General features: G+C 60.4%; 9 protein-coding genes, 2 tRNA genes and 1 pseudogene. 7 read left to right on the plus strand and 5 right to left on the minus strand.

Annotated elements, in window-relative coordinates; genetic code table 11:
* Positions 1 to 222: 222 nt before the first annotated feature.
* Positions 223 to 1,128: a hypothetical protein gene (locus K2Q04_RS20065; protein WP_291166884.1), complete on the plus strand. Its 906-nt coding sequence runs from the start codon at positions 223 to 225 to the stop codon at positions 1,126 to 1,128.
* Between the two features lie 248 nt (positions 1,129 to 1,376).
* Here K2Q04_RS20065 and K2Q04_RS20070 read toward each other — a convergent pair.
* A tRNA-Gln gene (locus tag K2Q04_RS20070) sits at positions 1,377 to 1,451 on the minus strand.
* A gap of 545 nt (positions 1,452 to 1,996) precedes the next feature.
* On the opposite strand from K2Q04_RS20070, the gene K2Q04_RS20075 reads away from it, so the two are divergent.
* Together K2Q04_RS20075 and K2Q04_RS20080 are read left to right on the plus strand one after the other, a co-directional pair.
* Positions 1,997 to 2,073, plus strand: a tRNA-Pro gene (locus K2Q04_RS20075).
* A 233-nt stretch (positions 2,074 to 2,306) separates the two neighbouring features.
* Positions 2,307 to 3,236: a glycosyltransferase family 2 protein gene (locus tag K2Q04_RS20080; protein ID WP_291166886.1), complete on the plus strand. Its 930-nt coding sequence runs from the start codon at positions 2,307 to 2,309 to the stop codon at positions 3,234 to 3,236.
* 106 nt (positions 3,237 to 3,342) lie between these two features.
* Here the strand turns inward: K2Q04_RS20080 and K2Q04_RS20085 are convergent, their stop codons facing one another.
* Complete coding sequence (locus K2Q04_RS20085; RefSeq protein ID WP_291166888.1) at positions 3,343 to 3,660, minus strand: hypothetical protein; 318 nt, start codon at positions 3,658 to 3,660, stop codon at positions 3,343 to 3,345.
* Positions 3,660 to 5,315, minus strand: a complete 1,656-nt coding sequence (locus K2Q04_RS20090; RefSeq protein WP_291167030.1) for a DUF2793 domain-containing protein — start codon at positions 5,313 to 5,315, stop codon at positions 3,660 to 3,662. Before K2Q04_RS20090 ends, K2Q04_RS20085 begins: the two co-directional genes overlap by 1 nt.
* 254 nt (positions 5,316 to 5,569) lie before the next feature.
* Between K2Q04_RS20090 and K2Q04_RS20095 the strand changes: the two genes are divergently transcribed.
* Entirely contained in the window at positions 5,570 to 6,577 is a 1,008-nt protein-coding gene (locus tag K2Q04_RS20095) for an NAD-dependent epimerase (protein ID WP_291166890.1), read from the plus strand.
* A gap of 157 nt (positions 6,578 to 6,734) precedes the next feature.
* Here the strand turns inward: K2Q04_RS20095 and K2Q04_RS20100 are convergent, their stop codons facing one another.
* A complete protein-coding gene (locus K2Q04_RS20100; RefSeq protein WP_291166892.1) occupies positions 6,735 to 7,514 on the minus strand; it encodes an SDR family oxidoreductase in 780 nt (259 codons plus the stop codon).
* Positions 7,515 to 7,694: 180 nt separating this feature from the next.
* On the opposite strand from K2Q04_RS20100, the gene K2Q04_RS20105 reads away from it, so the two are divergent.
* The 3 genes from K2Q04_RS20105 (at position 7,695) to K2Q04_RS20115 (ending at position 10,866) form a co-directional block, all read left to right on the plus strand.
* The gene (locus K2Q04_RS20105; protein WP_291166894.1) at positions 7,695 to 8,597 is read left to right on the plus strand and encodes an AraC family transcriptional regulator; all 903 of its coding nucleotides are present in this window, start codon (positions 7,695 to 7,697) and stop codon (positions 8,595 to 8,597) included.
* 53 nt (positions 8,598 to 8,650) lie between these two features.
* On the plus strand, positions 8,651 to 9,877 hold the full coding sequence (locus K2Q04_RS20110) for an FAD-dependent oxidoreductase (protein ID WP_291167032.1): 1,227 nt from the start codon (positions 8,651 to 8,653) through the stop codon (positions 9,875 to 9,877).
* A gap of 107 nt (positions 9,878 to 9,984) precedes the next feature.
* A complete protein-coding gene (locus K2Q04_RS20115; protein ID WP_291166896.1) occupies positions 9,985 to 10,866 on the plus strand; it encodes an MBL fold metallo-hydrolase in 882 nt (293 codons plus the stop codon).
* 88 nt (positions 10,867 to 10,954) lie between these two features.
* Here K2Q04_RS20115 and K2Q04_RS22270 read toward each other — a convergent pair.
* Positions 10,955 to 11,758: pseudogene (locus K2Q04_RS22270) on the minus strand (DUF1499 domain-containing protein); the annotation flags it as partial.
* Positions 11,759 to 11,773: the final 15 nt, after the last annotated feature.

An 11,773-nucleotide genomic window follows, 5' to 3' on the forward strand; every position in this document is an offset into this window, starting at 1 on the left:
ACTCCCCCAGCGGTCCGCGCACGCTACATCGAAAGACTGGGGTTTCGCTAGACTTCACTCCTGAACAATAGACACCGGCGAAAATACTGTGCTTCAGTCGTATCCGGTTATCCTTGGAAGGATCGGTGACCCGATCGAATGAACTAGAAAAAGGCACCGACTATTCACAGGTCGGACCTCACTCAACCGCACTCCACGCTCACTGCACGAGAAATGTGAAACATGAAAATGCACGACGCCGACCTGATCCTTTTTCACGGCATGAAGCGCAGCGGCAATCACGCGGTGCTCGATTGGATGATGGACAACGTCCGCGGCATCAAGCACTTCAACAACGTGTTTCCGCTTCGGGTTGAACTAGAACAACCCGGCTCTTTCAAGTTCCCTGTGGTCCTTGGAGATGTCCTTCGCAAGCAGAAGCGGTGGTCGGATTTCTTTGCGAAAGCGCCGGCGCACACGATTTGCAGCATCGAAGACTGGGACTTCGGCCGAAATTACTTTTCAGGCGCAGAGCACACGCTCAACATTTTATTACTGCGGTCGGCTGAAAACCTGTTCTCGAGCCGGATCCATAAGGCCTTCAAGATGCACATGGCGGCTTATCCTCGCGAGTTCGACCATGTGATGCGCCGGGCCATGAACGTATGGGTCGATCACGTGGACGCGTTGCTCGAAAATAGCGGTCGGCCTGATTTCGTGGGCATCGTGTTCGATGATTGGGTGACGAAGCCAGCGTATCGCGATGCAGTCGCCGACCGGCTAGGCTTCAAAGCTGTCGTGCAGCCGAGAGCTTCACGTGCCAAGGAGGGAGGCGGAAGCTCGTTCGACGGTCACGCGGAGGTCGCCGGGACGGACCCAAGCTCGCTCTTGCAGCGCAGTCAGCGGTTGAGCCCTACGGAGCGCGATTTGCTGGCGCAAGTTCTCGCTGACGCGGCCATCGTCGAAGCCCAGCGCAAGTTGAGCGCATTTCTGCAGAGCGAGAAGCACCTCAAGGAGACGTCGAGCACTACCGATCATCAGGCGAATGCGTCCAGAGGTCCGGGAGCGGTCATATCTGCCGTTTTTCCTGCCGTTTTGGCCTACCCAAGCCTTGAAAGCTGGAGCTCGCTGATCATGATTTCCGGATAGAGCGGTGGCCATCACCATATTGCCCGCCGTCAAACGTCGTGACCGAATTGGTCTTGGTTCGAGACGCTGAAATCGCTTCTGCGGACGATGATACCGTTTCCGTCGCCGGAGTACCGGCGAAGCACGGGCGGCGACGCTCCATCGCGCTGATCTCGGCGGCGACGCTGATGTTGTAAGGGCGCTTTATTCGGGACGCTGGGCGCTGATCGGTCGCCTTCCGCGGCGCCACTCTAACCCATTGAAAGCATTGGCTGGGATGCCAGGATTCGAACCTGGGAATGGAGGAATCAAAATCCTCTGCCTTACCACTTGGCGACATCCCAATGCGGAGACGGGGCGATAGCAGTGTTTAGTCCGGGTATCAAGGTGCAGTTGCGGGCGGCCATTTGATGCACAAAGGGAAAACAATGCGATCCCGCGCTGCTCAATCGCAAGTCTGCAATGCGGACGGCATGATGGTCTGCGGGAAGACGTAGCCGCCCTCGAACGTGATGATGCCCTTCACCGTGTCGCTCTTGAAGCGCGCCATCCAGCCATGGATGCCCCGACTGCGAGTGCGTTACGAGGATCGCCGGGCGGATCTTATCGAAGGAGCGCGACGATGGCCTGGCGGCGCCGGTCATCGTGGCCATGCCGACGAAGAGCGCCGCGGTCGCGGTACTCAGACGTGATTTAATAGCGTGTCCTCGTTCGATCCCGAGGTATCTCCCTGTTCCACCCTTTAAAAATGCTGTCCGGGTCGTTGCATGAGGAACCTGCAACATTCCGCGAAGAGGCGCTTGCGGGACGTGATCGGGGTCGCTATAACCCCGGTCTCCCTGGTGCCCCCGCGGTGCCGGGGGAAGCCTTTATTAGGCTGACGGTCGGGCGGAGCGTAGCGCAGCCTGGTAGCGCACTTGCTTCGGGAGCAAGGGGTCGGAGGTTCGAATCCTCTCGCTCCGACCAGTTTCCCTCGAAACCATCGATATGGGTTCGTAAGATCGGCTTGCGGTCCGGGCCTGATGGGCTTTTCGGACTTCATTTCCGTTGTCGAGTTGGGGCTGCGATCCGGCGTCGCGCCGATTGCCTCTCCATCGGTGAATATCCTCATCTCACGATGGCCGGTTCGGGGACGGTCGCCATTTCTCTGTGATATCGTGAAAGCCAGCATAACCGCTTGGCCGCGCTAAGGATCTCGCATGAGGGGGTTGATTTCCCGCCTAGCCCGGCGCCTCAGAGGCTGGCGAAATCCGAGCGTCACGGTTTGCCTGATCATCAAGGATGAAGGCCAGTATCTACCGGAATGGATCGCTCATTATCTCGCTCTCGGGTTCGATCGCATCGTCATCTATGACAATGGTTCCAGGCCCGAGACGCTGGCTGTCGAACGCGTCTGCGCTCAACAGGACACGCGGATCACCGTCATCCCCTGGCCCGATGTTCCGTCGCAATTCTCGCAAATAACGGCTTACGAAGATGCGCTCGCCCGCTCAGCGACCGATTGGATCGCTTTCTTCGACACAGACGAATTCCTCGTTCTCAAAAAGCACGCCTCGATCCAAAGCTATCTCAAATGCGCGCCGGCCGATGCCGGGGCTGTCTGCATCAACTGGGTCATATTCGGCTCCAGCGGAGAAGCTCGTTATCGGCCCGAGTTGGTCGCTCGACGGTTCCGACGATGCTCGCTGACGGCGGACCCCAACCTACATGTCAAATGTATCGTGCGAAAAGCAGGCGCGAATCGCATGTCCCATCCCCACTCGCCCGAACTGAGGAAAGGATTCACATACGTCGATAGCGAGCTGAAACCCATCACGCTCGAACAGCGCGCTTTCAACGCGAACTACACGTATGAAACGGCGCAGCTCAATCATTACGTCTTGAGATCACATGAAGAGTTCCAGTGGAAAATGGAACGCGGGACCGTCGAACCGCGAGAGGGAGGATTCAAGAACCGGAAATTCGCCGACCCCGAATCCTTCTGGGCGAGGCACGATTTCAACGACACCGACGACCGATCGATCGATGTCTGGGTCGACAGGGCGAGCGAACTCCGGTCGAAGTTCAGCAAGGCGCTCGGCGAGCCTGATCATGTCACCGAAGAGCTCGCTGCTCCGATCTCCTCTTAGGTCTTCGGTTCCATTTCGTGCGGCTCTTTCCAGACGGAACCTCTCACTGAGCCAAAAACGCACGCGCGGAGTGATGGACGGGATTTGCCGCCCAATGGCTTGGGGCTCAAAGCGCCGGCGGCAAATTGAACTCTATCGATTCGGCGACGGCTAAAAGCTCCGCTGCACTTGACGCCGATCCTGTCGCTTCGGCGTCGATCCGCAATAATGCTTCGCGTACTTCCTCGACGGTGAATGTCCGCGACGGGCCTTTTGCCGTCAATTTCAGCCGCGAGAGAACGTCGAAAAGTTCGACCTCGTTGGCGATGCGCGTCACCCGGCCGGACGAAAATTCGGAGACATAAGCGCCGGCGGCGCTCGACCATGCCTTGCTCTCGTCGCCAGCGACAATCCAAAACCAGTTTTTGGGCGTGAATTCTTCCATCAATTGTATTGCGCTCCTGTCGCTACGCTGCCCGCCGAGCTTCCAGGGAAATAGCTCGCGCCGCCGCCACCTGTTTCGATTGTCCCGTTTAGTGTCGCTGAATAGCGGAGGCCCGTTGCACTTCCCGAGAACGTCAATGCGCGCATGAGGATGCCGCCAAGCCGCGTCGCCAATACGAACATAGATATCGCAAGCGTGCCCGTGAGCGTGATCGTCGTACTCTCGCATTGGATTTGACTTCCATCAGCCGCGACCGCGAAAGCGCCCGTGTTCCCTGCGATCGTGAAGGCACCCGTGCATTGAATTTTTGCGCCCGGGGCCGTCGCGTTGAGGCAGTAGGTGGCGCAAGCGCCGAAGATGACCGTCCCGAACTGCACCAAACCGGCCATCTGCATCCAAATACCGGAACCGCTTGTGGTCGTTTGCATTGTCACCCGATCGACGGTGAACGGGGCGTTGCCTGTGAAGCACGACGTGCTCGTCGTCGAGATCGTGACCTTCGTGGCGTCGGCACTCGTCGACGTGAAGCGATAGTTGGCCGGTCCGGCCTGCCCGACTTTCTGTCCGACAGTCACACCCGCCGTATACGTTCCGTCGCCGATGCTGACCGTGACCGTGAAGCCGTTGAAGTCGATCGTGCGGGCGACGTTTTCGGCTTTTTGGAGCGTTGCGAATGCGGAGCCTGTCGATAGGCCGTCATTCGTCGAGTCGCTGCCGGTCGTGCTGACGTAGTAAGTCCGGTTGGCTGTCAAAACTTCGCGCGGGCCGCCCAATTGGGGAAACGTGACTTTCCCCGTGGCACGATCGATCTTTATCGCTTCGCGCCACGTCGAGCCGTCGGCGCTGACCTTGAAGTGAAAGTCGTCGTCGCCGGTCAGGCCAATTTCGGCGCGGCCCGAATAGTTCGTTTGATAGAGCTGGCTCGCCGTGTCGCTCGCTGCGGCCTTGTTGATTTTCTGCTGATGCCCGTTGCCGGCGTTATCGAAGAGGCTGGCCGCGCTTTTGATGGCGAGCTTGTTCGTTGCATCCGCGGTCGCGTTGACTCCGATGAGCGGGACATTGCTCATGTCTCGCCACGTCCCATCCTCACGCAAATATCTGGCCGTTCCGGCAGTTGCGCCGGGATCCGGGACAAGACCTTTCTTGTGACTCGCGCCGGAGCCCATGAAGACATCGAGAACCGCCGTTGCCTGCGCCGCGCTCAAGTCTTCCGGCGAACCGCTCCCGGCGCTCGCACGGCCCTTGATCGTGCCTGACGACACATTGGCGAGATTGGAGTTGGTGACGGGTCCAGTGAGGCCGCTGCCGCCGCCTGAACCCGCAAACAGCGACCAGGCCCCGGCGTCGTAGATAACGAGTGCGCCTTCGTCCGCTACCCACGCGATCCAACCGTCCTTCGGTCTATAGAAGGCCCACGCGCCGTCCTGAAATGCTGCGATCTCGCTCGCATGGCCGGACCATGCGCCGGTCGGCGACGCGGCTATCAGGAACCTGTCGCCATTGGTCGGGGCCGACGGCGGCGCCGTCAGCGCCCGGTTTTCGACGGACAGCTGGACGAGGCAATCGAGCGCGCGAATCGCCTCGTTGTGCGTGACATGCTTCTGCGCCTGGGCGGCCAGTATATAGGGCAGTGCGAGGTTCGGCGTATCGTTCATGTTCACGCTAATGTCTGCAACGAGGCTCCCACGCAGGAAGATACGTGCAGGCGAATGGGCGGGGATAAGTTTTTTGGGTGAGTGCGCGGCGCGAGAGTCTTTATTTGGCGCCGGCGACTCCCCTCCGGGGAGCCGGCCGCCGGCGCGGCGTTAAGGCTCGGCCATTGGGCGTGATTGACAGTTTGAGCGGACCTACTAAACCGGGGTCTTCTCGATCTCCCCGGGCCAGAAATCAGACAAGGACTCGCTCGCCAATGAAGTTTCTGGTCACTGGCGTTGCCGGCTTCATCGGCTATTACACGGCGGCTCGTCTTCTCGACCGCGGCGACGAAGTCGTCGGTGTCGATAACATCAACAGCTACTACGATCCCGCTCTCAAGAAAGCGCGGCTGGCGAAGCTCGGCGGCCGAGAGGGCTTTTCGTTCCTGCATCTCGATATTGCCGATCGAGCGCCCATGAATGAGCTGTTCAGGGTGCAGCGGTTCGATAAGGTCATTCACCTCGCGGCTCAGGCTGGTGTTCGCTACGGCAGCGAAAATCCGAGCGCGTATATTGATTCCAATATCGTCGGCACAGCGAACATTCTCGAGGGATGCCGCCATAACGGCGTGCAGCATCTCGTGTTCGCGTCATCGAGTTCGGTGTACGGCGCCAATACCAAGCTGCCGTTCAGCACTCACGACAACGTCGATCACCCTGTGAGCCTCTACGCTGCGACGAAGAAGGCCAATGAGCTTGCCGCGCATGCCTATGCCCATCTCTACCGCCTTCCCGTCACGGGTCTTCGCTTCTTCACGGTCTACGGGCCGTTCGGACGGCCGGACATGGCGTACTTCACCTTCACGCGGAAAATTCTCGCGGGCGAGCCGATCGAGGTTTTCAACAACGGCCATCATGCGCGCGATTTCACGTATATCGACGACATTGTGGAAGGCGTCGTTCGTACAGCCGACCGGATTGCCAAGCCCGACCCGAATTGGAATGCCGCGCTTCCCAATCCCGCCAGCTCGAACGCTCCCTACCGGCTCTACAATATCGGCAACAACAATTCGATCGCGCTGATGGATTTTATCGGCGCGATCGAAAAGGCGACCGGGCGCGAGGCGAAGAAAGTCTTTCTGCCGATGCAGCCCGGCGACGTCGCGAAGACGTACGCCGACGTCGACGATCTTGAGCGTGATGTCGGCTTCCGGCCCTCGACACCGATTGCCGAGGGCATCGGCCGCTTCGTCGATTGGTATCGATCGTACTACGGCGTGTGACGCATCGTTCCAATGTCATCCTCGGGCTTGGGCCGAGGATCCATCTAACAGCAGGCGCAAACTGAACCATGGATCCTCGGCATGAAGCCGAGGATGACAATGTTTGGGGAGACGTGACGTCAGAGGCTGTCTGACAATCCGGCAATCCGGCACGCGATCAGAGGTTCACACCGCCCGAAACTTCGAGGCGCTGCGCTGTCATCCAGCGGTTTTCGTCAGCCAGCAGCGTTGCGATCATCGGTCCGATGTCGTCGGGAACGCCGACGCGCCCCAGCGCCGTCACCGATGCGATGTGCTTGTTGATTTCGGCATTGTCGCGCACGAGGCCGCCGCCGAAATCGGTTTCGATTGCTCCCGGCGCCACGACGTTGACGGCGATGCCGCGCGGTCCGAGTTCCTTCGCCATGTAACGCGTCAGCACTTCGATCGCACCCTTCATCGCGCCATACGCGGCATATCCCGGCATCGTGAAGCGCGCGAGGCCGGACGAGAGATTGACGATGCGGCCGCCATCGGCCATCAGCGGCAGCAGCTTCTGCGTCAGGAAAAACACGCCCTTCAGGTGGATGTTGTAAAGCTGATCGAAGTCGGCTTCCTTCATACTGGCGATAGGCGCATTCAAGCCGATGCCGGCATTGTTCACGAGATAATCGAAATTGTCGCGGCCCCATTTGTGTTTCAGAACCTTCTTGACCTCGGCGGCGAAGGCATCGAACGACGAACTGTCGCCGGTGTCGAGTTGCAGAGCGACCGCCTTGCGGCCGTGCTTTTCGACTTCCGACACCGTCTTATCGGCTTCTGCGCGATTGGAACGGTAGGTGAAGATCACATCGACGCCTCGTTCCGCGAGGCTCGTCGCGGTGTTCTGTCCAAGCCCGCGGCTGCCGCCCGTGACGATGGCGATCTTGGGACCCGATCCGGTTTTTGCCTGTGCCATTGCTTGCTCCTCAAAGGAAAATTTGTGAGCGCACTATCTATGTCGCGAAGGCCGTCTCCTGAATACCGGAACTCTCAAATTTCTTGCCTAATCCTCCAAGCGGGCTTGGGCAGCACGCGCGCCCACTCTATAATAAAGTCCAGTTCGGCATGAGGTTGTGCGCAGAGGAAAGGCTTCGCGATGCTCGATTTGAAGACGGCGCTTAGCAGCTATGCCGATGCGAACGGCGGCGGCGAAGGCGTTTTCGACACGCCGATTCCGGGCTTCACCTTCATGCGCACGAGCCGCGCCACGCTTCCGCGTCACATGGTCTACCGGCCGTCGCTGTGCATCGTCGCGCAGGGCGAAAAGCAGGTTCTGTTCGGCGAAGAGACACTCACCTACGGCGAGATGCAGGCGTTGGTCTTCAGCGTCGAAATTCCGGCACTCGGGTGGGTCTCGAAGGCGAGCGCGGAGAAGCCGCTTCTCGGGCTCATCCTCGAACTCGATCTCGGCATCATGCGCGAGGTGATGGAAGAACTCGAAGCGCCGCCTCAGCCCAATGACGACGGCGGCGTCGGCGTCTTCGTCAGCAATCTGGAAGGACCGCTTGCCGATTGCACGGCGCGGCTCTCACGATTGCTTGCGACGCCGAACGCCATTCCCGTCCTCTATCCCACGATCATGCGCGAGATCTCGTTCTGGCTGCTGACGGGCGAATACGGCGGCGAGTTCTGCAAGCTCGTCTTGCCCAACAGCCGGACGCGGCGGCTCGCTCAGGCGATCCAAGTCTTGCGCGAGGATTTCTCTCGTCCGATCCGGATCGAGCAGCTCGCGTCTGTTGCGCGGATGAGCCCCTCGTCGTTTCATGCGCATTTCAAAATGCTGACATCGATGACGCCGCTCCAATATCAGAAGCAGTTGCGCCTGCTCGAAGCGCGGCGGCTGATGGCGGCCGGCGACATCAACGTGGCGGGCGCTGCGTATCAGGTCGGTTACGAAAGCGCGTCGCAGTTCAGCCGCGAATACGCGCGCATGTTCGGCACGTCGCCGAAGCGCGACGTCGTCGATCTCAAATCTTTGGCGCTCGGGAGTCCGGTATGATGCTTGAAGCGGGCTCTGCGCCAGGTCCGAGATCGTCAGAAAGCGAAGAGGTCATGGCGGCGAACCCGGAGATCAGCACGACGTGCGCCATCGTCGGCGCGGGACCTGCAGGCCTTATGCTCGGCCTCATGCTCGCGCGTGCGGGCGTCGATGTGACCGTCGTCGAAAAGCATGGCGATTTCCTGCGCGATTTTCGGGGCGATACGATCCATCCGTCGACGTTGCAGGTGATGCACGAACTCGGTCTTGCGGATGAACTTCTGAAGCTTCCGCATACTGAAGCGCGTACGCTCCATGCGGAGGTCGACGGCAGGAACATCAAAATCGCGGATTTCTCCTGGCTGCCCACGAAGAACCGCTTCATCGCGTTCATGCCGCAATGGGACTTTCTCGATTTCCTGGCGCGCGAAGCCAAGCGCTATCCGAACTTTCGTCTACTAATGCAGAGCGACGTGACGGACCTCATCATCGAAGGCGACCGGGTCACCGGGCTTCGCGCGACGACAGCCGAGGGTCCGCTGACACTCCGTGCATCGCTCGTCGTCGGTGCTGACGGCCGCAATTCGGTGACGCGCAAGCTTGCAGGTCTCGAAGTCGAGAGCTTCGACAATCCGAGCGAAGTGCTCTGGATGAAGCTTTCGCACGCCGCCGGGGATCCGGCGCAGACCATGGGTCATGCGGGGCCGCGCCAGGGCTTCGTGATGATCGACCGCGGCGAATACTGGCAGTGCGGATATATCGTTCGCAAGGGAACCTATGCGGATATCAAGTCAGCCGGGATCGATGCATTCCGCAAAATGGTCGGGGCGGTGTCGCCGCTGCCGCCGGAACGGCTCGATGAAATTCGCTCGTTCGACGACGTGCATCTTCTGAGCGTCAGGATCGATCGCTTGAAGCACTGGTGGCGGGCGGGCCTTCTCTGCATCGGCGACGCGGCGCATGCGATGTCGCCGATCGGCGGCGTCGGCGTTAACCTCGCAATCCAGGACGCAGTTGCCGCAGCGAACATTTTGACCGCGCCGTTGAAAGAACGCCGTCTTTCCAACGCGCATCTCGCGGCTGTGGAAATGCGCCGCACATTTCCGACGAACGCCACACAAAAGCTGCAACTCATGATGCGCCGAGATCGTAGGAAACGGGAAGCCAAGGAGGCAACGAAATCCGGTCCACCTGGGTTTGTGCTCGGCATCGCCCGATGGCCCATCCTGGCGCATCTTGCAGGCCGTTTGATCGGTCTCGGGTTCCGTCCGGAACATGTGCGAAATCGAACGCGGCATTAACCTGCGTCGAATTTCGGGGTATTCGTCGTTTGCCGGTGTTCCCTATAAGCGGGCCATAATTCAACGAGGGGTCACGGGGTTTGGATTCACTTAATTTCAAAACAGAGATGGCCTTCACCTACGGCGCGCCGTCTCCGATGGGTCCGGGGGTCATCCGTCTCGTCGCCGACAATCCGAGCCCTTTCACTTTCAAGGGCACGAATACCTATCTCGTCGGCTCGACGTCGCTCGCCGTCATCGACGCCGGACCCGATAGCGCCGAGCATCGCGCGGCCATTCTGAAAGCTGCGGGCGGCCGGCCGATCACGCACATCTTCTCGACGCATGCCCATCGCGACCACGTCGACGGCATCGCCAAGCTGCAGGCGAAGACCGGCGCCGTGACCGCCGCCTATGCGCGCGATCCGTCCACGGGGAAAATGGCGCTCGAGAACAGTCCCTCGGGAAGCTACTTCGTCGACTACGACTTCATGCCCGATATCGCGCTCAATGGCGGCGACACGATCGCGGGCGCCGATTGGGCGCTGACGGCGATCCACACGCCCGGGCACGCGCCGGATCATCTCTGCTTCGCGCTCGAGGGCCGCCGCGTCGTCTTTTCCGGCGATCATGTGATGGCGTGGAATACGACCGTCATCGCGCCGCCCGAGGGGCGAATGGCCGACTACGTCGCATCGCTCGAAATTCTGCTCGATCGCAACGACGACGTATTTCTCCCGGGTCACGGCGACCGTCTCAACGATCCGCAGCGGACCGTGAAAGCCTATCTCTTGCACCGGACGTGGCGCGAGAAATCCGTGCTCGATGCGCTAACCGGCGGTGCGACGACTATTCGTCGAATTGTCCCCGAGATTTACCGCGGCCTTGCCCCGCAGATGATCCCGGCGGCGACGCTTTCCGTTCAAGCGCACGTCGAATATCTGATCGAGAAAGGTTTGGTCGCTTCCGATCTGCCTTTGACGCCTGACCGCGACCTTTCTCCGCTTTGAGCTTGTTCTTCTTCTCGACGGCGGCTTTGGTTTCCTTGTCGACGTCGGGAACGGAAGCTTCGAAGCGGCTCGCGACTTCCTTCAGGATCGTGCGCACGTGCGCGGCGTTGCGACCGAAGTCGTTCGAGCCGTAGCGCGACGCCGATCTGATATCGACGCGGGATGAACCGTCCTCGCCCAGCACGCGAATGACGATGTCGTCGACGAGGCCGAGAACGGGCGATTGGTCCGCGAGCTCGATGAAGCCCGGCGCGTCCTGCTCGTCCTCCGGCGGGACTTCGAGGGTCGTCTTCAGCTTGAGCTTGGTCAGCGCCTGCAGCACCAGCTCGTAGCTTTCCTCGGTCGAGCGCGGAAGGATCAGGCTTTTCAGATCGGGATAATGCTGGCGCTGGAGCGCCGCGAACTCGTCTCCCGGATATTCGGTCGGATTGGCGTCGGCCGCGCGCTCATCCTTCGCCTCGGTGAACTCCGGCGGCTCGGCGAGATCGGTCGAGACGTCGTAGATCGGCGGCCACTTGACGCTCATCGCCCAAACGCCTGCCGGAATGGCGAGCAGCCCAAGCGCCACGATCGCGCCGCAGAACACGCGCGCCGCGCCGAGCCTTCCCGTCACCCAGATATCGAGACCGGCGACGAACGCCATCAGGAGCGACAGCGCAGCGCTGAAGATGACGATGTAGGCGATCGTGAGCGCGACCGGCGTCGGCAGCAAATGGAGGCGATGCAGAACCGCCGTCACGAGGGCGGCGACGGCCGCGAACAGGGCGATGCGGCTCGTCCATTTCGCGAGAAATGACGGCGGCCGACCGGCCGCGTAATAGATCCGCGTCGACTGATAGCGGTCGCGCACCCGCCTTCTCGGGCGGCGTTCGTCGATGCGATCCGTTACCATTCAAGCCTCAAAACT

It is taken from the genome of Hyphomicrobium sp., assembly GCF_019753045.1.
Classification (GTDB): Bacteria; Pseudomonadota; Alphaproteobacteria; order Rhizobiales; family Hyphomicrobiaceae; genus Hyphomicrobium_B.

Bases quoted from the DNA above. Each gene is read 5' to 3' on its own strand.
- K2Q04_RS20065 (WP_291166884.1), top strand. From the start codon at position 223: ATGAAAATGCACGACGCCGACCTGATCCTTTTTCACGGCATGAAGCGC.
- K2Q04_RS20080 (WP_291166886.1), top strand. From the start codon at position 2,307: ATGAGGGGGTTGATTTCCCGCCTAGCCCGGCGCCTCAGAGGCTGGCGA.
- K2Q04_RS20085 (WP_291166888.1), bottom strand. From the start codon at position 3,660: ATGGAAGAATTCACGCCCAAAAACTGGTTTTGGATTGTCGCTGGCGAC.
- K2Q04_RS20090 (WP_291167030.1), bottom strand. From the start codon at position 5,315: ATGAACGATACGCCGAACCTCGCACTGCCCTATATACTGGCCGCCCAG.
- K2Q04_RS20095 (WP_291166890.1), top strand. From the start codon at position 5,570: ATGAAGTTTCTGGTCACTGGCGTTGCCGGCTTCATCGGCTATTACACG.
- K2Q04_RS20100 (WP_291166892.1), bottom strand. From the start codon at position 7,514: ATGGCACAGGCAAAAACCGGATCGGGTCCCAAGATCGCCATCGTCACG.
- K2Q04_RS20105 (WP_291166894.1), top strand. From the start codon at position 7,695: ATGCTCGATTTGAAGACGGCGCTTAGCAGCTATGCCGATGCGAACGGC.
- K2Q04_RS20110 (WP_291167032.1), top strand. From the start codon at position 8,651: ATGGCGGCGAACCCGGAGATCAGCACGACGTGCGCCATCGTCGGCGCG.
- K2Q04_RS20115 (WP_291166896.1), top strand. From the start codon at position 9,985: ATGGCCTTCACCTACGGCGCGCCGTCTCCGATGGGTCCGGGGGTCATC.